At 68.2% G+C, this 22,640-nt stretch carries 22 protein-coding genes and 1 pseudogene; 4 read left to right on the top strand and 19 right to left on the bottom strand.

Translation table 11 applies throughout. From position 1 onward, the window contains the following. Positions 1-424: 424 nt before the first annotated feature. The 12 genes from flgL to AC3DE2_RS12910 form a co-directional block, all read right to left on the bottom strand. A complete protein-coding gene (gene flgL / locus AC3DE2_RS12965; protein ID WP_295382505.1) occupies positions 425-1,627 on the bottom strand; it encodes a flagellar hook-associated protein FlgL in 1,203 nt (400 codons plus the stop codon). Next, positions 1,624-3,507 (bottom strand): flagellar hook-associated protein FlgK, encoded by a 1,884-nt coding sequence (gene flgK / locus AC3DE2_RS12960; protein ID WP_488426537.1) that lies wholly within the window; start codon positions 3,505-3,507, stop codon positions 1,624-1,626. Before flgK ends, flgL begins: the two co-directional genes overlap by 4 nt. 12 nt (positions 3,508-3,519) lie before the next feature. Beyond that, positions 3,520-4,590 carry a flagellar assembly peptidoglycan hydrolase FlgJ gene (gene flgJ / locus AC3DE2_RS12955; protein ID WP_488426535.1) on the bottom strand — a complete coding sequence of 357 codons (1,071 nt, stop codon included), beginning with the start codon at positions 4,588-4,590 and terminating at the stop codon, positions 3,520-3,522. Beyond that, the gene (locus tag AC3DE2_RS12950) at positions 4,590-5,672 is read right to left on the bottom strand and encodes a flagellar basal body P-ring protein FlgI (RefSeq protein ID WP_488426836.1); all 1,083 of its coding nucleotides are present in this window, start codon (positions 5,670-5,672) and stop codon (positions 4,590-4,592) included. Before AC3DE2_RS12950 ends, flgJ begins: the two co-directional genes overlap by 1 nt. Before the next feature lie 133 nt (positions 5,673-5,805). Continuing rightward, positions 5,806-6,492, bottom strand: coding sequence for a flagellar basal body L-ring protein FlgH (gene flgH, locus AC3DE2_RS12945; RefSeq protein WP_488426533.1), 687 nt, complete (start codon positions 6,490-6,492; stop codon positions 5,806-5,808). A gap of 8 nt (positions 6,493-6,500) precedes the next feature. Beyond that, positions 6,501-7,286: a flagellar basal-body rod protein FlgG gene (gene flgG / locus AC3DE2_RS12940; protein ID WP_141452527.1), complete on the bottom strand. Its 786-nt coding sequence runs from the start codon at positions 7,284-7,286 to the stop codon at positions 6,501-6,503. 196 nt (positions 7,287-7,482) lie between these two features. Further along, a complete protein-coding gene (locus AC3DE2_RS12935) occupies positions 7,483-8,235 on the bottom strand; it encodes a flagellar basal body rod protein FlgF (protein ID WP_488426531.1) in 753 nt (250 codons plus the stop codon). 196 nt (positions 8,236-8,431) lie between these two features. Next, positions 8,432-9,652, bottom strand: coding sequence for a flagellar hook protein FlgE (flgE, locus tag AC3DE2_RS12930; RefSeq protein WP_488426529.1), 1,221 nt, complete (start codon positions 9,650-9,652; stop codon positions 8,432-8,434). 50 nt (positions 9,653-9,702) lie between these two features. Further along, the gene (locus AC3DE2_RS12925; protein ID WP_295382511.1) at positions 9,703-10,383 is read right to left on the bottom strand and encodes a flagellar hook capping FlgD N-terminal domain-containing protein; all 681 of its coding nucleotides are present in this window, start codon (positions 10,381-10,383) and stop codon (positions 9,703-9,705) included. Positions 10,384-10,409: 26 nt separating this feature from the next. Then, positions 10,410-10,817 (bottom strand): flagellar basal body rod protein FlgC, encoded by a 408-nt coding sequence (flgC, locus tag AC3DE2_RS12920; RefSeq protein WP_295382512.1) that lies wholly within the window; start codon positions 10,815-10,817, stop codon positions 10,410-10,412. A gap of 3 nt (positions 10,818-10,820) precedes the next feature. Next, positions 10,821-11,210, bottom strand: coding sequence for a flagellar basal body rod protein FlgB (gene flgB / locus AC3DE2_RS12915; RefSeq protein ID WP_488426527.1), 390 nt, complete (start codon positions 11,208-11,210; stop codon positions 10,821-10,823). Positions 11,211-11,516: 306 nt separating this feature from the next. Beyond that, positions 11,517-12,470 (bottom strand): chemotaxis protein, encoded by a 954-nt coding sequence (locus AC3DE2_RS12910; protein ID WP_295382514.1) that lies wholly within the window; start codon positions 12,468-12,470, stop codon positions 11,517-11,519. Between the two features lie 179 nt (positions 12,471-12,649). On the opposite strand from AC3DE2_RS12910, the gene flgA reads away from it, so the two are divergent. The 4 genes from flgA to AC3DE2_RS12890 all read left to right on the top strand — a co-directional run bounded on the left by flgA (position 12,650) and on the right by AC3DE2_RS12890 (position 15,447). Continuing rightward, the gene (flgA, locus tag AC3DE2_RS12905; RefSeq protein WP_488426525.1) at positions 12,650-13,291 is read left to right on the top strand and encodes a flagellar basal body P-ring formation chaperone FlgA; all 642 of its coding nucleotides are present in this window, start codon (positions 12,650-12,652) and stop codon (positions 13,289-13,291) included. A 166-nt stretch (positions 13,292-13,457) separates the two neighbouring features. Further along, the gene (flgM, locus tag AC3DE2_RS12900) at positions 13,458-13,766 is read left to right on the top strand and encodes a flagellar biosynthesis anti-sigma factor FlgM (RefSeq protein WP_295382516.1); all 309 of its coding nucleotides are present in this window, start codon (positions 13,458-13,460) and stop codon (positions 13,764-13,766) included. Further along, positions 13,763-14,113: a flagellar protein FlgN gene (locus AC3DE2_RS12895; protein ID WP_295382517.1), complete on the top strand. Its 351-nt coding sequence runs from the start codon at positions 13,763-13,765 to the stop codon at positions 14,111-14,113. Before flgM ends, AC3DE2_RS12895 begins: the two co-directional genes overlap by 4 nt. 167 nt (positions 14,114-14,280) lie before the next feature. Continuing rightward, a complete protein-coding gene (locus AC3DE2_RS12890) occupies positions 14,281-15,447 on the top strand; it encodes an ATP-binding protein (RefSeq protein ID WP_295382519.1) in 1,167 nt (388 codons plus the stop codon). Between the two features lie 328 nt (positions 15,448-15,775). Here AC3DE2_RS12890 and AC3DE2_RS12885 read toward each other — a convergent pair whose 3' ends face one another. From AC3DE2_RS12885 to AC3DE2_RS12855, 7 genes and pseudogenes are all read right to left on the bottom strand, one after another. Then, positions 15,776-17,497 carry an EAL domain-containing protein gene (locus AC3DE2_RS12885; RefSeq protein ID WP_488426523.1) on the bottom strand — a complete coding sequence of 574 codons (1,722 nt, stop codon included), beginning with the start codon at positions 17,495-17,497 and terminating at the stop codon, positions 15,776-15,778. Further along, positions 17,494-18,153: a sensor histidine kinase gene (locus AC3DE2_RS12880; RefSeq protein WP_488426521.1), complete on the bottom strand. Its 660-nt coding sequence runs from the start codon at positions 18,151-18,153 to the stop codon at positions 17,494-17,496. Before AC3DE2_RS12880 ends, AC3DE2_RS12885 begins: the two co-directional genes overlap by 4 nt. 124 nt (positions 18,154-18,277) lie before the next feature. Then, positions 18,278-19,468: a methyl-accepting chemotaxis protein gene (locus AC3DE2_RS12875; protein ID WP_295376047.1), complete on the bottom strand. Its 1,191-nt coding sequence runs from the start codon at positions 19,466-19,468 to the stop codon at positions 18,278-18,280. A 169-nt stretch (positions 19,469-19,637) separates the two neighbouring features. Beyond that, a complete protein-coding gene (locus AC3DE2_RS12870) occupies positions 19,638-20,711 on the bottom strand; it encodes a protein-glutamate methylesterase/protein-glutamine glutaminase (protein ID WP_295376045.1) in 1,074 nt (357 codons plus the stop codon). Next, positions 20,711-21,313 (bottom strand): chemoreceptor glutamine deamidase CheD, encoded by a 603-nt coding sequence (cheD, locus tag AC3DE2_RS12865; RefSeq protein ID WP_295376043.1) that lies wholly within the window; start codon positions 21,311-21,313, stop codon positions 20,711-20,713. Before cheD ends, AC3DE2_RS12870 begins: the two co-directional genes overlap by 1 nt. Continuing rightward, positions 21,310-22,191, bottom strand: a complete 882-nt coding sequence (locus AC3DE2_RS12860; RefSeq protein ID WP_295376041.1) for a CheR family methyltransferase — start codon at positions 22,189-22,191, stop codon at positions 21,310-21,312. The genes cheD and AC3DE2_RS12860 overlap by 4 nt, the downstream gene beginning before the upstream one ends. Positions 22,192-22,260: 69 nt before the next feature. Further along, positions 22,261-22,640 (bottom strand): annotated as a pseudogene (locus AC3DE2_RS12855) (methyl-accepting chemotaxis protein); the annotation flags it as partial.

The raw sequence follows: 22,640 nt of genomic DNA, 5'->3' as shown, positions 1-22,640 counted from the left end.
CCGGTTTGTCATTCCAATGGCATGGAATAGCGCTGAAATGACGGGTGCTACCGTTTTGTGAGTAGGAGTTCTGACTTCCTGATGCCGGAGTCTGCCGATGTGGTTGGGCGGTGTCGACTAACTTTGAGCGTTTTCGCTTCAGTGTTTCTGGGCTCACTTTTTTATTCGCATGACGATGGGCGTCCGTTGTGTTTGGCGAAGTGGCGAGTGGTGGTGGTCGGCGCCAGGAGCAAATCCCACTCAGTCCCCCTTTTTCAAAGGGGGAGGCAGAGGTAGTCGTTTTTGCTGGGATGTTGGTTATCTTGAAGAACGCGTGGACTGCGTGCGTCACGGTAGCCTTCCCTGCGACGATGGTGTCACTGGGCGAAGCTCTGGCCGACTTCCGACTTCCGACTTCCGACTTCCGACTCCCGAATCCCGCCCCTCACCCCATCATCTTGAACAGCGACAGCTGCTGCATCTGCATGAACACGCTCTGCGCGGCCTGGAGGGCGGTGTTCTCCAGGTTGTAGCGGCCGATGGCCTCGGCCCAGTCGAGGTCGCGCAGGCTGGACAGGGTGCCCTTGAGGGTGACGCTGTTGGCGTCGCGCAGTTCGGCGGCGCTGTCGATGGCCATCAGCTGGGCGCCGCCGCTGGCGCGGGCGTCGATCATGTGGCCCTGGGCGCTGGCGACGTCGCGCATTCCGGCCTGCAGCTGGTTCTGCATGGCGGCGCGCTGGGCGTCGGTGGTCGGGTTGGTTTCCAGGGCGCCGATCAGGTTCTGGATCGTGGCGAAGACGTCGCGCGTGGCGGAAGGACCGACGTTGAATTCGTCGCCCGCGTTGGGCTGGCCATCGATCTTCACCTGCACGCCGGCGAAGGCGATGCTCTGGCCCTTGGTGTAGGTGCCGGTGGAGATCGGGGTGGGGCCGGCGCCGTAGACCTCGTAAGTGGTCGGGCCGGTGAAACGGATGCTGTATTGCCCGCCGTCGTAGGCGCTGGAATCGGTGACGCTGAGATCCATCAGCAGGCCGGTGCCGGTGTTGGCGCCGGCGGCGGCGCCGTCGATGCGGCCGGTGCCGGTACGCAGGCGCAGGAAGATTTCGCTGCCGGGCAGGGTGTCGGAGACGAAGGTGTCCGGTGCGACTTCGATCTGGCGCTGGGTCTGGTCGCCGCTGTAGATGACGCCGCCTGCGGCCAATGCGAACGGCGCGCTGCCGTCGGCGGTGCCGCCGAACAGGTAGCGGCCGGTGCCGTCGGTGCTGTTGGCGAGATCCAGCAGGCCGTCGTGGATGGATTTGAGTTCGGCGCTGATCGCCTTGCGGCTGTCGTCGCCGAGTGCGGCGTTGTTGGCCTGTACGGTCAGTTCGTGCACGCGCGCCATGGCGTCGCCGACCAGCTTGAGCGCGTTTTCCTGCAGGCCCAGGCGGTTCTGCAGGGTGCTGGCGTTGGCGGCGAAGCGCTCCAGTTCGGCCAGCGTGCGATCCAGCCCGACCGCGTTGCCGGCGGCGACCGGATCGTCCTTGGCGCTGATCAGTTTCTGCCCGGAAGCGAGCTGCTGCTGGGTGTGGGCCAGCCTGGCCTGCTTGGCCAGCATCGTGGTGATGGACTGCTGGTACATCAGTCCGGTGGAGATGCGATTGTTCATCGGCGGGTCGCGCTCAGCAGGGACTGGAACAGGGTGTCGGCGGTGGAGATGATCTGCGCCGCGGCCTGGTAGGCCTGCTGCAGGCGCATCAGATCCGCCGCCTCTTCATCCAGGTTGACGCCGGAAATGGAATCACGCGCGGCCTGCGCCTGATCCTGCAATACCTGCTGCGCCTCGGCCGAGTAGTCGGCCTGGCGCGCGGCCGAGCCGACGGTGGTGGTCAGGCCGGAAATCGCGCCATTGAGGGTGAGGGTGCCGCCGTTGAGTTTGCGCGCGTCATCCAGGTTGGAGAGCAGCCTGGCGTTGCCGTTGTCGCTGGAGTTGGCGCCGGTGGGACCCAGGTTGAAGGCGTCGCCGGCGGCGGGCGCACCGTCGATGGTGACGCTCCAACCGTTGTGGGTGATCGCCTGGCCGGGCGTGTAGGTGAACGGGCCGGCGCCGTCGATGGTGTACTGGTTGGCATCGATGAACTCGATCACCGAGGGCGCGAGCAGGTTTGGATCGGCCGGGTTGGTGACGGTGACCGCGCCGAGCTTGCCGGTGCCGGTGTTGGCGAGATCCGCCTTGGCCTTGACCGGGTTGGCGGCAGCGATCCGACTGGGATCGCTGATGGCGACCTTGATGGTGCCGGCGGCGCCCGCGGTGGGTTGCAGCAGGAAGCGATCGTTGGTGGCCGGCGTACCGCTGGCGAGCACCAGTTCCACGCCGTTGATCACCAGCGGATCGGCGGCGGTGCCGGTGCCGGTCACCGGAATGGCGGTACCGGTATCCGGATCGCTGGCGACCCAGTTGCTGCCGTCGAAGCGCAGCATCACGTTCTTGCCGTTGAGCGAGCCCAGATCGCCCAGCGACGGTTGCAGCACCGCGTTGCCGGTGTTTCCCGAATGCGACGAGATCTGCGGCTGCGGCGCGGTGAAGAAATCCCCGCCCATCTGCCCGTACTGATCCATGCCGGCGCGGTGGCCTTCGTTGAAGGTTTCGGTCAGCGAGATCGCGATGCGGCCGAGTTCGGCGATGGCCGGGTCCAGCACGGTGCTGCGGAACTCCATCAGCCCGCCGATCTGGCCGCCGAGCGCGCGCTTGTCCAGGGTGACCCGCTGGCCGTTGGTTTCCAGCGCCACCTGCAGGCGCTCGGGCCGGTAGGGATCGGCCACGGTCACCAGCGAACTGGCGGTGGCGCCAACCACCATCGGCTGGCCGCCGGCGGTGAACACGTTGATCTGCCCGCCGTCCTGCTGGACCGCGGTGCCGCCGGTGTAGCCGATCAACTGGCTGATCAGTTGATCGCGGCGATCCAGCAGATCGCCGGAAGCGTTGGCGGCGTTGTTGCCGATGCGGCCGTTGAGCTGGGCGATTTCCTTGGCCAGCCGGTTGACCTCGCCGACGCTGGAGGTGAGGCCGCTGTTGACCTCGCCATCCACCTTGTCCAGTTGCTGGTCGAGCTGGTTGAAGCGGGTGACCAGTGCGTTGGCCTGGGCCAGCACGCTCTGTCGATCCGCCGCGCCGGCGGCGCTGGAGGAGAGCGCGCTGATCGAATCGAAGAAACCCGACCACGGCGCGGCGATGCCGGTGGCCTTTTCCGAGAACAGGCTGTCCAGGCGGTTGGACAGCACCGACATTTGCTGCAGGCGGTTCAATTCACCGGTGCTGTCGAGCAGGCGCGCGGTGGCCAGCGAATCGGCCATGCGATGGACGTCGACGATCTGCACGCCGCCGCCCTGGTAGCCGTAGCCGTGGAAGGTGCCGTCGCGCGCGGCGAACTCGGTGCGCTGGCGCGAGTAGCCCGGTGTGTTGAGGTTGGCGACATTGTGGCTGACCGTGGACAGCGCCCGCTGGAAGGCGAGGAGGGCGCTGCTGCCGGTGGCGAGGAGGTTGGACATGGACTACTCCGTTCAGCGGCCCAGGAAGCGGCTGGCGAGCGCATTGCCCACCGTGGCGCCGATCGAACCGCCGACGCTGCCGCCGATGGCCGAGATGACCTTGCCGAGGGTGGGGCCGTTGGCGATGCTGGCGATCTTCTTCGCGTAGGACGGGTCGGTGGCGTAGCCGGCCTGTTGCAGCCCGCGCGCGAATCCGTGGATGTCCTTGCCGGCGGCCAGCGCCTTCTGGTAACGCGGATTGTTCTTCAGCATGCGCACGTAGTCGGCGAAGCTCTCGGCCGGCGACGCGTAGGCGCGGAAGTCGGCGGTTTCGTTCTGGCGCACGCCGTTGCGGTATTCGTGGGTGCCGGTGCGGGCGCGCTCGCCCTTCCAGCCGGTGGCCTTGATGCCGAACAGGTTGTGCGCGCTGCCGCCGTCGTTGCGCTGGATGACGCGCTTGCCCCAGCCGGTTTCCAGCGCGGCCTGGGCGACCAGGGCGCGCGGATCCACGCCCAGTTCCTTGGCGGCGCGCTGGGCGTGGTCCCAGATCTCGGCGACGAAGCGTTCGGGCGTGTTGCGGGCGTACTGCTGCGGATTGGCGCTGGCGACCTGCTCGACCTCGTCGCAGGCGGCCTGGGTTTCCGGCGCGGTCAGCGCGGCCCAGTCGATGCGCGGCAGGCCCATCGCCGCACCGGGATCGCCGGCGTCGGCGGACGTGCTGGACGGCGCGGGTGAGCGCCCGGCGATCACGTCCAGCATCTGCTCGGCGCCGGACGGCATCATCTTGCGGTACTGCGACAACGCGGTGTTGACCGGTACCGGCGCGGCGGTATCGGTGGCGCCGAGCTGGCGCGCGATCATCGGCGCCAGGCCCATGCCCTTGCCCTGGGTCATCGCCTTGGCCAGCTGCTGATCGTACATCTCGCGGAACATCTGGTTTTCGCCGGGGAACAGCGAGTCCCCGAAGCTGGCTTCGCGCATGCACTTGATCAGCATCTGCGCGAACTGGCCCTCGAACTTCCGCGCCACCTCGTGGATGCGCGCGTTGTCCGCCGCTGGATTGGCGGTCGGATTCAGCGGCAGGGCGGGCTGCAGGATGTTCATCAGATGATTTCCAGCTCCGCGCGCAATGCGCCGGCCTGCTTGAGCGCTTCCAGGATGGCGATCAGATCGCCCGGCGCCGCGCCGACCTCGTTGACCGCGCGGACGATTTCGTCCAGCGAGGTGCCGCCCTCGAACTTGAACATGCGGTTGCCTTCGGCGGTGATCTGCACGTCGGATTGCGGGGTGACCACGGTCTGGCCGCCGCGATTGAAACTGTTGGGCTGGCTGACGTTGGCCGATTCGGTGATGGTGACGGTCAGCGAGCCGTGGGTGACCGCGGCCGGCATCACCTGCACCTGCGCGCCGATCACCACCGTGCCGGTGCGGGCGTTGACGATGACCTTGGCCGGCGCGCTGCCGGGGGTCAGTTCCAGGTTCTCGACCTGGGCCAGGAAGTTGACCCGGCTGCCGGCATCGGCCGGCGCGCGCACCGCCACGGTGACCGCGTCGATCGCGTAGGCGGCGCCGGCGCCGAAGCGCTGGTCGAGCGCGGCGACCATGCGCGAGACGGTGGTGAAGTCGGCCTGGTGCAGGTTGAGGGTGACGCTGCCGCTGCCGTCGTTCATCGCGTTGGGCACCGCGCGTTCGACGATGGCGCCGTTGGGAATGCGGCCGACGCTGGGGATGTTGATCGACACCCGTGAACCGTCGCGGCCCTGCGCGCCGAAACCGCCGACCACCAGATTGCCCTGGGCGATGGCGTAGACCTCGCCGTCGGCGCCGCGCAGTGGGGCCATCAGCAGGCTGCCGCCGCGCAGCGAGGTGGCGTTGCCGATGGAGGAGACGGTGATGTCGATCGGCTGGCCGGGCTTGGCGAAGGCGGGCAGGTCGGCGTGGATGGCGACCGCGGCGACGTTCTTGAGCTGCGGATTGACGTTGGGCGGCACATTGACGCCCAGTTCGCCCAGCAGGTTCTTCAGGCTCTGCACGGTGAAGGGCGCCTGACTGGTGCGGTCGCCGCTGCCGTCCAGGCCCACCACCAGGCCGTAGCCGACCAGCGGGTTGCTGCGCACGCCGCCGACCTGGGCGAGATCCTTGATGCGCTCGGCGCGCGCCGACGGCGCCAGGCAGGCCAGCACCATCAGCCACCACAGCAGGGCGCCGATCGTGGTCCACGGATCGACGCGGCGACGGTTGGGATCGCGAGGGTTGCGATGGAAGGGCAGGCGGATGGCCATCGTGCGGCGCTCCCGGGTGACTCGTCAGTCCAGAGGGTTAATTGGGATAGATCGGCGAATTGAAGAAACGCCCCAGCCAGCCCATCGAGTTCGATTGCGCGATGGCGCCGCGGCCACCGTAGGCGATGCGCGCCTCGGCGACCTTGCTGGAGGGAATGCTGTTGTCCGGCGCGATATCGGCGGCGCGCACGATGCCCTGGATCTGGACCAGCTCGTCGCCCTGGTTCAGGCGCATGTTCTTCTGGCCCTGCACCACCAGGTTGCCGTTGGGCAGGCGCTGGATGACGGTGACGGTCACGCTGCCCTGCAGGCGGTTGCTCTGTGCGCTCTTGCCGTTGCCGTTGAAGCCGCGATCGCCCTTGACCGAGGCGCTGAGAAGGTCGCGGCCGTTATAGGTCAGCGGCGCGCCGGCGATGTTCGGCGCCGCCATCGTGATCTCGCTGGTCTTGTCGACCTGGGTGGTCGCGCTGGTCTGCGCGTTGGTGTTCTCGACCAGATTGATGGTCAGCAGGTCGCCGACGTCGCGGGCGCGGCGATCGGAGTACAGGTTCAGGCCCGGCCCGGCACGGTAGATCGCGCCGGAGGTGGGCTCGGCCTGCGGCGCCATCACCACCTGCACCGGCTGCATCGGCGCGAATGGACGCACGTCGCCGAACGAACGCGAACAGCCGGCCAGCGCGAGAAGGCAGCAGGCGAGGGTGGCGGTGCGGGACAGGCGGTTCATGGCGGGCCTCAGACGTTGTTGTTCAGATAGCCGAGCATGGAGTCGGTGGTGGAGATGGCCTTGGCGTTCATTTCGTAGGCGCGCTGGGTTTCGATCATGCTGACCAGCTCTTCCACCACGTTGACGTTGGAACCTTCCAGCGAACCCTGCACCAGGTTGCCCAGGCCGTTGAGGCCGGGCGTGCCGTTCTGGGCCGGGCCGGAGGCGGTGGTTTCCACATACAGGTTCTCGCCCTTGGCCTGCAGGCCGGACGGGTTGACGAAATCGGTGAGCGTCAGCGAACCGATTTCCACCGCCTGCGCCTCGCCGGCCATGGTCACGCTGACCGTGCCGTCGTTGCCGATGGTCATGGACTGGGCGCCTTCGGGTACTTGGATGCCGGGTTGCACGGCATAGCCGCTGTTGGTGACCAGTTCGCCCTGCGCGTTGATCTGGAACGAGCCGTCGCGCGTGTACGCGGGCGTGCCGTCGGGCAGCATCACCTCGAAGAAGCCGCGGCCGTTGACCATCACGTCCAGCGAGCGCCCGGTCTGCTGCGGATTGCCCTGCTGGAAATCCTTGGACGTGGCGACCACGCGCACGCCGGTGCCCAACTGCACGCCGGACGGCAACTGGGTCTGCTGCGAGGTCGAACCGCCGGGCTGGCGCAGCTGCTGGTACAGCAGATCCTCGAAGCTGGCGCGGTCGCGCTTGAAGCCGGTGGTGTTGGTGTTGGCCAGGTTGTTGGAGACCACGGACATGCGCGTCTGCTGCGCATCGAGACCGGTCTTGGCGACCCAGAGTGCCTGATTCATGGCGTGGTCCTTTGAGCGATGGGATTGGGGATTCGGGATTGGGGATTCGACGTGGGCGTCGGATCCTTCTTCGCATGGGGATGAGGCAAGGTCCGTGCCAACCCGGTGGTCGGGATTTCGACGCGGACAAGAACCGGGACGACGGCCACAAAGTCGCTGTTACCAATCCCGAATCCCGACTTCCCAATCACGGCCCCTAACCCCCCAGCCGCAGCAACTGGTTCGACGATTGCGCCATGTCGTCGCCGGTGCGGACGACCTTCACCTGCATCTCGAACTGGCGCTGGAGCTGGATCATCTGGACCAGGGCGCCGGCGGCGTCGACATTGCTGCCTTCCAGCACGCCGGTGGTCAGGCTGTTGCCCTGGGCCATCGGCGGCGGCGGTTGGGTCGGGTCGGCCGGGCGCATCAGGCCGTCGGCGCCGCGCGCCAGCTGCGAGGCCGGCAGGTCGACGATGCGCATGCGCGCGACCATCGCCATGGTCTGCGGGCCTTCGCCCTGCGGCACGATGGAAATGGTGCCGTCCGCGCCGAGGTCGAAGGACTGCGCCGGCGGAATGGCGATCGGATTGCCGTTCTCATCCAGCACGGCGCGGCCGCCGTTGGTGACCAGTTGCCCGTTGGGGGTGACGCTGAGTTCGCCGTTGCGGGTATAGGCGGTGCCGCCGTCCGGCGCCTGCACCGCCAGCCAGCGGCCCGGTTGCAGCGAGACGTCCAGCGAACGGCCGGTGACCATCTGGGTGCCGGTGCGCGAGTCGAAACCCGGATCCGTCAGCACCGCGTCCACGCGCGAGGGAAATCCCTGGCCGGGAATCTTGAACGCCTCGGTCGCGGCCAGCGCGGCCTTGAATCCCTTGGTGTCCACGTTGGCGAGGTTGTGCGACACGGCGCCCTGGGCCTGCAGCGAGGCGCGGGCGCCGGTCATGGCGACGTAGAGGGCTTTGTCCATTGGGAGCAGGGATTCGGGATTGGGGATTCGGGATTGGGGAAGGGCCGCTTTGGCTTTGCCTCCCCCTTCGGAGAAGGGGGATTGAGGGGGATTTGCTGTTCGCGCGAAGAGAAAGTCCCCCGTCGCCTTTGGCGCCCGCCCCCTTTTTCAAAGGGGCTTGGGTTCTGGCTACTTCGGCGTGCTCAAGGGGCCGTCATCAACGGATATTGATGACGGTCTGGGTGATCTGATCCTGGGTGGACAGCATCTGCGAGTTGGCCTGGAAGTTGCGCTGGGCGACGATCATGTTGACCAGTTGCTCGGTCAGGTCCACGGTCGAGGCTTCCAGCGCGCCGGAGGCGACCTGGCCGAAGTCGGAGGTGCCCGGCGCGCCGGTGCGCGGCTCACCCGAGGCATAGCTGTGGGTCCAGGTGTTGTTGCCTTGCGAGACCAGGCCCTGCGGGTTGGTGAAGTTGGTCAGCGCGACCTGGCCGATGGCGCGATCCACGCCATTGGAATAGCGCGCGTAGACCACGCCTTCCGGCGAGACGGTGAACTCGTTGAGCTTGCCGCTGGCATAACCGTCCTGGCGCTGGTCCTTCTTGGCGAAGGCTTCGCCGTACTGGTTGGTGCCGGTGATGTCCAGGGTCATGTTGAGCACGCCCGCGCCGGTGGTCGGGGTGAACGGGGCCAGGGTGATGCGGCCGTTGGCCGGCAAGGTCAGCGCGCCGTTGTTGTCGAAGCGCACGGTGGTGGCCGGTCCCATCGAAGTGCCGTCGACGTACACGTGCGCCTGCCACTCGTTGGGGGTGGCGGTCTTCACGTAATAGACCGATTGCTGGTGGGCGACGCCGAGCGAGTCGTACACCGTCACCGAGGTGGTCTCGTTGTAGCTGTTGCCATCGTTGGGGTTGAAAGGGGCGATGGTCGGCTGGGCGGCGTTGCCGGGCAGGGTGACGCCGAGATTGACCAAGGTGGTCGGCGCAGGCGGGCTGTCGCTGGTCAGCAACTGCAGGTCGACCAGGCGGCCGGTATCGAATCCGCTGCCGTCGGCGCGCGGCGGAAACGCCTGCAGGCGGAAGCCGTCGGGGGTGGTGACGTAGCCGTTGGAGTCGCGCTGGAAGTTGCCGGCACGGGTGTAGACGTTGGTGCCGTTGTTGCTGACGGTGAAGAAGCCTTCGCGATCCACCGCCAGATCCAGGTAGCGGCCGGTCTGGTTGATGTCGCCCTGGGAGAACTGCTGGGCCACGTTGGTCAGGCGCACGCCGGCGCCGATGCCGTTGCGCAGCAGGCCGTAGCCGGTGGTGGAGAACACTTCGGCGAATTCGGCGCGCGATTCCTTGAAACCGGTGGTGCCGACGTTGGCGATGTTGTGCGAGGTGACGTTGAGGTCGGCGTTGGCCGCCTTCATGCCGGAGAGCGAACTGTTGAAAGCCATGGAGAACTCCTTAGCGGATGCCGGGTCGGATGGCCCGTGGATGTCAGGGATCAGGAAGCCGACTTGCCGATGCGCAGCACGTAGTCGAGCGGGGCGGTGCCCAGGCCGGGCAGGTTGAGGTACAGCCCATCGGAACCGATGGTCACGCTTTCCACGGTGGAATCGACGTAGGTATTGAGCTGGGTGGCCTTGCCGGTATCGTCGGTATGGGTGGCCTTGATCGAATACACGCCTTCCGGCGCGCGTTCGCCGTTGGCCTTCAGGCCGTCCCAGGCGAACGCGGTCTCGCCCTTGGCTGCGTCGATTTCGAGGGTGTCCACGACCACGCCGCTGGCGTCGGTGATTTCCACCTTGAGCGTGCCTGTGGCGGGCGACATCACCAGGCCGGTGGCGTTGCCTTGCGCGCCGAGCGCGAGCTTTTCCGACGGCACCAGCACGTCGTGGCCGACCAGCGAGGCGCCCTTGAGCACCTGGTCGCCGGTCAGCGCGGTGGTGAAACCGTTGACGGTGGTGTTGAGCTCGCTGATGCCCTGCACGGTGGAGAACTGCGCCAGCTGGCCGATGAACTCGCTGTTGGACAGCGGCTTGAGCGGATCCTGGTGCTTGAGCTGCTCGGTCATCAGGCGCATGAACTCGGCCTGGCCCAGGCTCTCCTTCTTCTTGTTCGACCCGGTGCCGGTGGTGCTGTTGTTGATCGCGGCGAAGGGATCGCCGTTGACGGCGGTGGTCATGCGGTTGCTCCGGTGGACGGGCCGCGTCAGCGGCCCATGGTCAGCGTGGCCAGGGCCAGTTCCTTGGCGGTGTTGAGGACCTCGACGCCGGCCTGGTAGCCGCGCGAAGCGGAAATGAGGTTGACCATCTGCGCGACCGGATCCACGTCCGGTGCGTAGACGTAGCCTTCGGCGTCGGCCATCGGGTGGCCGGGCTCGTAGCGCTTGATCGGCGGCGCCTCGCTCTGGGTGATCTCCTTGACCTGCACCGAGGTCAGCGACCCGTCGGCATTGAGCGGACGTGCCTGGAAGATCGGTTCGATGGGCTTGTAGACCGCGTCGGGCGAGGAGGCGATGGAATCGGCGTTGGACAGGTTGCTGGCGATGGTGTTCAGTCGCACGGACTGCGCCTGCAGGGCCGAACCGGCGACATCGAAGATCGGCAGGTTGCTCATGGCTTATTGCCCCGTGATGGCGGTGAGCATGGTGCGCACCTTGGATTCGATGAAACTCAGCGAGGCGCGGTACTCCAGCGCGGCGCGGCCGTAGGCGGCGCGCTCGGTGTCGGCGTCGACGGTGTTGCCGTCCAGGCTGGGTTGCACGCCCTGGCGCTCGTAGATCTGCGGGCCAAACTCGAGTCCGTTCAGATGGCGCGCGTCGCTGGTCTGCAGCGGCGCGGCCTGGCGGGCGGCGGCGTTCTCCAGCACGGCCTGGAAGTTCAGATCCCTGGCCTTGTAGTGGGGGGTGTCCGCATTGCTGAGGTTGCTGGCGATCAGCTGCATGCGCTGCTCGCGCAGCGGCAGGGCGGCGGCATGCACGCCGAGATAATCGCGGATGGGATTGGACATTGGCGGGCCCCGTTGGGAACGTTGCCCGGGTGGGTGCAAGGCTTGTGCCAGTCCGCCGAAACGCCGGTCGTCTGCCGGTTCGGTTCACCTTGTCGACAGGGATTCACCGGGGCAGGGTGGAACCGTCGTCGTCCTGTCGTCATCCCGGCGAAAGCCGGGATCCCTGTGGCTTTGCGTGGCGTGCATCGCCGGCGGGGTGCAGGAGCAGGAGCGAAAATGGGTCCCAGCGTTCGCTGGGACGACGGGGCCTCGGGTGCGGACCCGCCGTCCTCAATCCCGGCGTTCCTTCAGCCGCCTGGCGCCGCCTCACGCCGCCCGTTTCGTCGCCACCACCTGCTTCAACCGGTTCAGCACATAGTCCGCCAGCTCGTGCGGGCTGTACTTGGCGACGAAGGCATTGGCGCCGACCCGTTCGACCATGGCGTTGTTGAACACGCCCGACAGCGAGGTGTGGAGCAGGACGTACAGGCCGGCCAGGCCGGGGTGGCGACGGATTTCCGTCGTCAGGGTGTAGCCGTCCATGGCCGGCATCTCGATGTCGGAGATGACCATGGCGTAGCGCTCGGCCGGGTCCTCGCCGGCGGCCTGGATCTGCAGGAGGTGGTCCAGGGCCTGCTTGCCGTCGGACAGCAGGGTGGCGCTGACCCCCAGTTGGTCCAGCACGCTGCGGATCTGCGAGCGGGCCACGCGCGAGTCGTCCACCACCAGCACCTGCAACGGCGGCGCGTCGGCCGGCAGCGCCATCTCCGGCGCCAGCGGGGCATCCATGCGCGCCTGCGAGATGTCGGCCAGCACGCTTTCCACGTCGATCACCTGGATGAGCTCGCCCTGGAAGCGGGTGACCGCGGTCAGGTAGCTGGCTTCGGCGCCCAGTTCCGGCGGCGGGTGGATGTCCTCCACCGCGATGTTGACGATGCGCTCGACGTCGCTGACCAGGAAGCCCTGCACCGAGCGGTTGAATTCGGTGACCACCAGGTAGTTGGGCGCGCGCGCCGGATCCGGATCCCGTTCCGGATGGCCGATGCTCAGGCCCAGGTCCAGCACCGGAATCGAGCGGCCGCGCACGTCGGCGGCGCCGGCGAACTCGGTGGGCAGGCCGGGCAGCTGGAACAGCGGCGGGCGGCGCAGCACCTCCTGCACCTTGAAGACGTTGACGCCAAAAAGCTGACGCCCGCCCAGGCGGAACAGCAACAGGGCGAGCCGGTTGTGGCCGGCCAGGCGGGTGCGCTGGTCGATGCGGTTGAGCAGATCCTGGGTCATGCAGGCATATCGGCCGGGATGTGGGCGGCTTGAGCGTGGTCCGGATGCGCCGGTGCGGATCCGGCATGGGCCGCGCAATCGCGCGGAATCGCGTGCCGGCGGGAACACGCCGCAGGGCGCAGCCCGGTTCCGGCACATCGCTTGCATCCGCCAGGACGATGAACCGAGGAAACCCGATCATGCGACGACTCGTGCTGCTGCCCGCGCTGCTGGCGGCGTTCGCCGCGCCCGCGACGGACTTCCAGCCGGTGGACAGCATCCGCCAGGCCGCGGTCGGCGCGATGGCGTCGGCCGGCGAAGCCGAGGCCACGCTGGATCCCAACCTGCGCCTGCCGCGTTGCGCGGCGCCGCTGGAGGCGCGGGTGCAGAACAGCGGTTCGGTCGAGGTCGGTTGCCCGCAGGGCTGGCGCCTGTTCGTGCCGGTGCGGGTGCGTCGCACCCAGACGGTGCTGGTGCTCAATCGCGGCATCGCGCCGGGGCAGGTGGTCACCGCCGATGCCTTCGTCGCCGAAACCCGCGATGGCGCCCGGATTGGCGCCGGTGCGCTGACCGATCCCGCGCAGGCGACAGGGCAGGTGGCCCGGCGCATGCTGGTCGCCGGATCGGTGCTGGGCGCCAATGATCTGGTCGCGCCACGGCTGATCCGGCGCGGCGACAACGTGGCGCTGGTCTCCCGGCGTGGCAGTGTCGAGGTGCGCGTGGCCGGCAAGGCGCTGGCCGACGCCGGCGAGAACGAGCGGGTGACGGTGGAGAACCTGTCCTCGCGCCGGGTGGTGCAGGGCGTGGTGGGGCCGGGCGGCGACGTCTGGGTGAGCCGGTGAAGGAAAGATGCGCGACGGCCCTAAAGTCCCGGCCGGCGCCGCCGATACCGAGCTTGCAGGGAAGTGCGCCCCGGCTGCGCTTCCGATGAAAAATTGTGGATTCCGTCACTAAAGCTTTGCCTTTGACGGCCGATATGCTGTTTGAACCCGCAACAGGTAGACCGACATGAGCCAGAAAATCGAAGGCAACGCGCCTTCTGCCATCCGCACCACCGGACCCGTCGGTGGCAAGGTGGCGGCCTCCGGCGCCGAACGTTCCCGTCCGGTGGAAGCCAGCGCGGGCGGCGACAGCCTGCGCCTGACCGGCGAAGCGACCAGCTTGCAGGCATTGCAGCGTGAACTGTCCTCGGCCTCGGCCGTGGATACCGCGCGCGTGCAGCAGATTCGCGACGCGCTGCAGGCCGGCACCTATCAGATCAATGCCGAGGCGATCGCCGACGGCATGCTGAGCCTGGAACGCCAGCTCGGCCGATGAGCGCCGGACTGGAGACGCCGCTGGAGCGCCTGGCCTCGGCGCTGGCCGAGGAGCGCCGCGCGATCCTGGAACACGACGTCGAGGCGCTGGTGCAGTCGACGCGTGAAAAGCTCGCCTCGCTGCGCGAGCTGGAAAGCCGGATGCCCGCGCAGCCGGCGGCACCATTCGAAGCCCGCCTGCGCGAGCTGTCCGAAGCCAACCAGGCCAACGGCGCGCTGCTGGCGCGCCGCCGCCGCGAAGTGAACTGGGCGCTGCGTCACCTGGGACGCAGCGAAAGCAGCGGCGCCTACGACGCCAACGGACAGACCGACGTCCTGCGCGGCAGCCGCCCGCTCGCGGTGGTCTGAGCCGGGCGGCGGCGCATGCTTGCCGCCATCGCGACGCTTGCCGATACTGGCGGCCCCGTTTGTCGCCAGACCCTTTCGCAGGGCCATCCGTCGTGAGTGTTTCTCCCGCTTCCCGTCTCCCCGCGGACATTCCGTCCTTCGTCGACATTCAGGCGCTCACCGAGCTGATGGACGATGGCGTGCTGTTGTGCCGCGGCGATGACCGCGCCCTGCACGCCAACGCGTCCGCGCTGGCGCTGCTGCCCGAAGGCGAGGATCCGGAATCGCTGCAGGCGTTGCTGGATCTGGTGCCGGCCGACGCCCGCCGCGCCGCCCGCGCGACCGGCCGCTGGAGCGGCGAGCTGGGGCTGGAAGACGGTCGCATCCTGCAATTGCGGATCTATCACCACCATGCGCCGGGCGACGACGGCTACGCGCTGATCCTGTTCCACGACATCAGCGAAGGCCATGCGCGCCAGCAGGAACTGCAGCGCCGCCACGCGCAGCTGCGCCAGACCCTGATCCGCCTGGCCGGCACCCAGGAACAACTGGTGCAGTCGGAGAAGATGGCGTCCATCGGCCAGCTCGCCGCTGGCGTGGCGCACGAAATCAACAACCCGATCGGCTACGTGCATTCCAACCTGGGTTCGCTGCAGGAATACCTGCACAGCCTGTTCGCCCTGATCGAGGTGTACGAGCGCGCCCTGCGCGCGCCGGACCCCAAGGCGCTGCTGCCGGAAATCGACGACATGCGCGCGCGCTGCGACATCGATTTCATCACCAGCGACCTGCCGCAGCTGATGTCCGAATCGCGCGAGGGCATCGAGCGGGTGACCCAGATCGTGCGCAGCCTGAAGGACTTCTCCTACTCCGGCCGCGACGACTCCTGGAAGCTGGCGGATCTGCACCACGGCCTGGACTCGACCATCAACATCATCTGGAACGAGCTCAAGTACAAGGTCACCCTGGACAAGCACTACGGCAAGCTGCCGCTGGTGCAGTGCCTGCCGTCCGAGCTCAACCAGGTGTTCATGAACATCCTGCTCAACGCCGGCCATGCGATCGAGGAAAAGGGGCGCATCAGCGTCACCACCGGCTTGGCCGGCGAGGAGGCCTGGATCGAGATCGCCGATACCGGCAGCGGCATCCCGGAAAGCATCCTGCAGAACATCTTCGATCCGTTCTTCACCACCAAGCCGGTCGGCAGCGGCACCGGCCTGGGCCTGTCGATTTCCTACGGCATCGTGAAGAAGCACAACGGCCGCATCGAGGTGGACAGCAAGCCGGGCGAAGGCTCGCGCTTCCGCATCACCCTGCCGGTGCGGCAGCCGGCGAAGGATGTGGCGGCTTTCTGAGGGGGTGAAGCAGGCTCGGGGGACGTTGGTTGGAGTGGGTCAATGCGAAGGCTGGGGCGGCTGCAACGGTAAGGGCAAGGGCAAGAGCAAATGGATCCCAGCTTTCGCTGGGATGACGAGCCTCGGGGTGATGAGTCTCGGGGTGACGAGTCTCGGGGTGATGAGTCTCGGGATGATGAACACCGGGGATGACGAGCCTGTGCTCCCTGTTGCGGGGGCACAAACTGTCGTCATTCCAGCGAAGGCTGGAATCCATGGGTTTTTGCGATGACCCGTCTTCGCGAGGCTTCGCTTCCGCGGGGCCTTTCCAGGCCCCGCTAGCCGGATATCAACCCACCACGCGGTGATGCGGCTGGTTTTCGTAGGCGGTGAAGGCCTGGCGGATGTGTTCGCGCAGGTCGTCGTCGTTCCAGGGCTTGGTCAGGAAACGGTAGATTTCGCCGCGGTTGATCGCCTCGGTGACGGTGGCCAGGTCGGTGTAGCCGGACAGCACCAGGCGCACGGTGTCGGGGTAGAGCACGCGTACGCGGCCGAGGAACTCGGTGCCGCTCATGTCGGACATGCGCTGGTCGGAGAGGATCACCTGCACGTCGTTGGTGGCCAGCAGTTCGAAGGCGTCGTTGACGCTGGAGGCGGCCAGGATGCGGTAGCCGTCGCGGCGGAACAGGCGCACCAGCGAGCGCAGGATGTTCTCCTCGTCGTCCAGCAGCAACAGGGTGCGATCCGGCTTGGTCGCGGCGAAGGCGTCGGCGCGCAGGTAGCGGCGGCGCAGCACCGCGCCGGCGTCCTCGGCGGACATCGGTTCGCCGAACAGATGGCCCTGGAACATGTCGCAGTGGTTGCGGCGCAGGAAGCCGAGCTGGATGTCGGTCTCCACGCCGTGCGCGATCACCTTCATGCCCAACTGGTGGCCCATGGCGATGATCGCGCAGGTGATCGCGACCTCGCGGTTGCTGGCCGGCACGCCCTTGACGAAACTGCGGTCGATCTTGATCTTGTCCACCGCGAAGCGCACCAGCGAGTCCAGGTTGGAATCGCCCATGCCGAAATCGTCCAGGGTCAGGCGCACGCCTTCGCGATGCAGGCTGGCGAGGGTGCGGTGGACCAGCAGGGTGTCCTTGGCCAGCGCGTTCTGGCGTACTTCCAGCACCACCATCTGCGGCGGGATGCCGGCGTCCTGCATGGCCTCCAGCACCTCCATCACGAAGTTGGGCCGCAGCAGCTGCAGGGTGGAGACGTTGACCGCGATTTCGAAGTCGTCGAACCCCCAGTCGCGCCACACCCGCGCCTGGCGGAACGCCTGGCGCAGCACCCAGTCGCCGATCTGGACGATGACGCCCAGCTTCTCGGCCACGTGCATGAAGCGCTCCGGCACCAGCACGCCCAATGCCGGTGAATGCCAGCGCAGCAACGCCTCCATGCCGACCACGCGGCCGTCGTGGGCATTGATCTGCGGCTGGTAGTGCAGGCGGAACTCGTTGTTGTCGATCGCGTTGACGATCTGGCGGGCGATGATGCTGTCGCTGCGGACGCTGATGGCGGCATCGCGGGCGTAGCGACGGACCAGGTTCAGGCCTTCGTGCTTGGCCTGGCCGACCGCGGTCTCCGCGCATTGCAGCAGGCCGCTGGCGGTGGTCGCGTCTTCCGGGCACAGCGCGACGCCGACCGTGGCGGTCAGGAACAGGGTGTAGGGCAGCACCGCCATCGGCAGTTCCACCTGGTCACGCACGAAGGCGCCGAACTCATCCGGCGAGGCGACGTGCGGCAGGCGCGGCATGGCGACGATGAACTCGTCGCTGCCCTGGCGCCATACCCGCGCCTCCGGGCCGAGCTGGGTGGTCAGGTGCTGGCCGAGCAGCAGCAGCGCCTGATCGCCGACATCGGCGCCCATGTTCTCGTTGATCGAACGGAAGTGATCGATGTCGATGTGCAGCAGCATCAACGGCGTGCCGCCGCGCATGGCCTCGTCGATCAGCGCCTGCAGTTCCGGATCCTGCGCGCCCAGGCGGGCGATCGGCGAGGCGGTGGCAGGATAGGCGGACACGCTCAATCCTCCTCCATCACCGGCAGCGCCAGGCGCAGGCGCGGCTGTACCAAGGTGTCGCCGGCCAGGGCGAGGGGAAGTCCGAGCGCGTCCGCGCGCGAACGCAGCAAGGCTTCGGTGATTGCGTCGGGAAGCGCGCCGTCATGGTGGACTTCCAGCACGGCCGTGTCCGCCTGCGCGGGCGCCAGCCGCAGCTCCAGCGCCGACAGGCCGGCCAGTGGCCACAGCAGGTCCTGGACCAGGCGGAACGCCGCCAGCTCGATGGCCGCGGACGCGCGCGGCGACGGTTCCACCAGTTCGAACCGCGGGGTGATGCCCCAGCGCGCCTGCCAGCGTTCGGCCTCGCCGCGCAGCGAGGCGGCCAGCCCCAGCGTGTCGATCTGCGGCGGTCGCAGGTCGGCGTAGAGATCCCGCAGGCGGGCGACGGTGTCGTCGGCGATGCGCACGATGTCGGCCAGATCCTGGCGACGCTGGTCGGCATCCTCCTCGTCTCCGGCCAGGTGCGCGGACATCTTGATAGCCGACAGCGCCTGGCCGATTTCGTTGTGCAGCGCCCGCGCGACCTGCTTCCGCTCGGCTTCCTGGCGCGCGTACAGCTCGCGCAGGGCGTCGGGGGCGGTGGGCGTGGCGGTGGAGGTGGTTGGAGGCGTGCGGGCCGTCATCGGGCAACGGGCAGGGAAACAACCGCGCCAGTATGCCAGTTGCCTGCGGGGCCGGTGCGGCGGATGCGACGACGCCGGCACCGCGGAAGCGGCACCGGCGTCGGGGATGGCGATGGCGTCGGGATCAGAACAGTTCGACGGTGCCGGCGCCCATGTTCTGCTGCGCCACCGGCTTGTGCGGCGGGCGCTCCCATTCGCTGCGGCGATCGCGCAGGCGGTTGCCGATGTGGCGCAGGGCCGAGAGCAGTTCCTGGTCCATCACGCCGCCACTGCGGTGCAGCAGTTCCTGCAGGGCCAGGGCTTCCTGGTTGATGGTGGTCAGGCGATCCAGGTGGGTGGCCGCGCTGCCCAGCGACTGGGTGGCGATGTCCTCGAACTGCAGGGCGCGCACGGCCTCGGCCACGCTGAGGTCGATGGCATGGCCGCACTGGGAGATTTCGCGCATGCCGTCGCCCAGCGAGGCGTTGATGGCGGCGACCTGGGTCAGCATGCTGGCGGCTTCTCCGCGCGCTTCGCGGGACCGGTCCAGGTCGCGCGAGGCCATGTGCGAGACCGTCTCGCGGACCTTGGCGATGGCGTCCTTGGAGCTGTGCGCCAGCTTGCGGATTTGTTCGTTGAACGCGGTCGAGCGCTCGGACAGGTTGCGCACCTCGTCGGCGACCACCGCGAAGCCGCGGCCGGCCTCGCCGGCGCGGGCCGCTTCGATGGCGGCGTTGAGCGCCAGCAGGTTGGTCTGGTCGGCGATCGACTTGACGTCTTCCAGCAGCGAGAAGATGCCGTCCAGATGCTGGGCCATCTCGTCGATGTGGTGCACGGTGGTGGTGCTCTGGCCGCTGACCTGCTCCAGCGCTTCCACCAGCTGTTCCATGCGCTGGCTGGCGTGCTGGGCGAAGCGGGCCACGTCGACCCCGGCGCGATCGCCGTCGCCGGCGCGGTCGACGATGCGCGACACCGCCTGGCTCTGCTCGCGCGACTTGCGCATCATCGCGTCGAAGCTCTCGCCCAGGCCGCCGACCGCGTCGCGGATCAGGCCGCGGGCACGTTCGATTTCGGCGCGCGAACCGTCGATTTCATTGCCGACGAAGCGGCGCAGTTCGTTCAGCAGGCTGTCCTGTTCGCGCAGGATGGTGGTGTGTTCGGCACTGGGTTTCTGCGCACCCCAGACGGTCAGGAAGGCGAACAGCAGCCAGGCCAGCGTCATCGTGGTCAGGATGGCCCATTGGACCGCGCCGGGCCAGGCGAAGGCGACCGACAGCGGGAACACCAGCGTCAGGATCAAGGGAGCGGCAAGACGAACCAGAATGCGCGAATACATGGGTGCTCTCTACTGAATCACGGTATGGATATCGGCCATGGGGGATGGCTCTTTAGCGTTCGTCGCGACGATGCGCGATGCGCAGGCGAAACTGTGACCGGCGTGGGGATGTGTCGAAAAGCAGGCGCGGGAAAGCACACCCCGGAACGCACGCACCGGGAAAGCGGCGTCAGCGCGCCTGTCCGGACAGTTGCACCAGGCGCTCGGCGACGTTGTCCAGCGCCACGGTCTCGCTGGCCGCGCCCAGCCGCACGGCGGCGCCGGGCATGCCCCAGACCACGCTGGTGGCCTCGTCCTGGACGAAGGTCGGGGCGCCGGCCTGGGCGATTTCCAGCAGGCCGCGCGCGCCGTCGTCGCCCATGCCCGTGAGGATCACGCCGATGGCGTTGTCGCCGGCCGCGTGCGCGACCGAGCGGAACAGTACATCGACCGCCGGCTTGTGCCGGTTGACCGGCGGACCGTCGTCGATCCGGCAGCGCCAGCGCGCACCGTCGCGGATCACCCGCAGGTGGCGTCCGCCCGGCGGCAGGTAGGCGTGGCCGGGCAGGATCGCCTCGCCGTCGCCGGCCTCGCGCACGGCCATCGCCGAATGCCGGTCCAGGCGTTCGGCGAAGGCGCGGCTGAAACCGGCGGGAATATGCTGGGTCATCACGATCGCCGGCGCGTCGGCCGGCATCTGTTCCAGCACCACCCGCAGCGCCTCGGTGCCGCCGGCGGAAGCGCCGATCGCGATCAGCCGATCGGTGGTCTGGAAACGCAGGGCCCGCGCCGGCTGCGTGGCGGGCAACACCGCGTCGGCGCTCTGGCGCACGCTGGCCGGACGCGCCAGCGGGCGCACCTTGGCGCGCGCGGCGGCCTTGACCTTGGCGATGATCTCGTCGGCATAGGATTCCAGCCCACGGACCACGTCGAGCTTGGGCTTGGAGACGAAGTCGACCGCGCCCAGCGCCAGCGCCTGCAGGGTGGTGTCGGCGCCGCGCTCGGTCAGCGAGGAGATCATCACCACCGGCAGCGGGCGCAACCGCATCAGGTTTTCCAGGAACGCCAGCCCGTCCATGCGCGGCATTTCCACGTCCAGGGTGAGCACGTCCGGATTCAGGCGCTTGATCTTGTCGCGCGCGATCAGCGGATCGCTGGCGGAACCGACCACCTCGATGCCCGGATCGCTGGAAAGGATCTCGGTGAGCATCTGCCGCACGACCGCGGAATCGTCGACGATCAGGACCTTGCAGGGCGCGCTCATCAGAACAGCTCCACGCCACCGCTGACCGGCGTGCGCGACAGCCGCGCGCGGGCGGCGGATTCGGCGGCGACCACCTCGGCGTCGTGCGCGTGCGGCAGGCGCTGCACCACCACCCGGCCGGTGGCGGCGAAGAACCAGACCTTGCGTGGGTGGATGCCGCACAGATCCTCGGCGACCACCGGGATGCGCTCGGTGTCCAGGTAGCGGCGCACGAACTCGGCGTTGCGGGTGCCGACCGGATTGCTGGTGAAGCCCTTGAGCACGTTGGCGCCGCCGAACACCTTGGCTTCCAGCCGCGATCGGCTGGCGCCGCGCTTGAGCAGGTCGTTGATCAGCAGTTCCATCGCGAAGCTGCCATAACGCGACGGCGCGCCGTCGCCGGCCTGGCCATCGGGCAGCAGGAAATGATTCATCCCGCCGAGCTTGAGCAGCGGATCGCGGATGCAGGCGGCCACGCACGAACCGAGCACGGTGACCAGCGCGGTGTCGTCGTCGACCACCAGGTACTGGGTGGGCAGCAACTTGGCGGCCGGGGTCTGGAAACGGGCGTCGTGGTAGCGCAGCACGCCGCCGTCGGCGAAGGCGAGGGCGGCGGCGCTCATGCGCGGACCCCGGCGCGGCGGTACAGGGTGCGTCCGCAGGGCTGGATGATGTCGGCGGCGTGCAGGTAGTTCTCCGAGTGCCCGGTATAGAGCATGCCGTCGTCGGCCAGGTGCGGCACCAGCCGCGACAGGATGCCGCGCTGGGTCGGCTTGTCGAAGTAGATCATCACGTTGCGGCAGAAGATCGCCGTGTACGGCCCTTCCACGTCGTAGCGCGGCGCCAGCAGGTTGAGCGGGCGGAACTCGATCAACTGGCGCAGGGCCGGATGGACCCGGCAATGGCCTTCGTTGGGACCGGTGCCGCGCTGGAAGTAGCGGCGGCGCAGGCCGTCGTCCAGCCCGGCGATGCGCTCCAGCGGATAGACCCCGCGTCCACCGGTGGCCAGCACCTGGGTATCGACGTCGGTGGCGAGGATGCGCACCGGCGGATTCAGACTGCCGAACACCTCGCAGGCGGTGATGGCGATGGAGTAGGGCTCCTCGCCGGTGGAGGCGGCGCACGACCACAGGCGGAGCAGGCCGTCGCCGGTGCGCCGGGACAGTTCCTCGCGCAGGCGATCGAAATGGTGAGGTTCGCGGAAGAACGCGGTCAGATTGGTGGTCAGCGCGTTGGTGAACGCCTGCCACTCGTCGCCGCCGTCGCTCTCCAGCTGGTCCAGGTACTCGCGGAAGCTGCGCATGCCGAGCGCGCGCAGGCGTCGCGACAGCCGGCCGTAGACCATGTCGCGCTTGCCGTCGGCCAGGGCGATGCCCGCGCGCTGGCGGATCAGATCACAGACGCGGCGGAAGTCGCGATCGCCGAATTCGAACTCGCGACCGTGGGTGCGCGGGGCGTCGTCATCGGTTGCGGCGGGAGAGGTGCGGAGCGGGACGGACATGGAGGACTCGTGGGAAGCGGTTATCGAGAACGGGCGCCGAGGAGGCGCCCGTTGCAGCGAATGGCGGGATCAGAATTCCTGCCAGTCTTCCCCTTCCGTCGCCAGCGCGGCTTCGACGATGGCGGCGGGTGTCTGGCGCGGTTGCGCGGGGCGGGCGACGGGAGCGGCTGCCGCGCGCGGGGCGGGGGCCGCGACGGCCACCGGCGCCGGCGCCAGTTCGTCCAGTTCGAACACCGACACCGCTTCGGCCAGGCCCTGCGCCTGCTGCTCCATGCTGCGCGCGGCGGCGGAAGCCTCCTCGACCAATGCGGCGTTCTGCTGAGTGGTCTCGTCCATCTGGGTGATGGTCTGGTTGACCTGCTCGATGCCGGCGGACTGCTCCTGCGAGGCGGCGGCGATTTCGGCCATGATGTCGGTGACCCGCTGCACCGAGGCGACGATTTCACCCA

The organism is Pseudoxanthomonas sp. 68-E7, from assembly GCF_057773145.1.
This window is presented reverse-complemented; position numbering and strand designations above follow the sequence as displayed.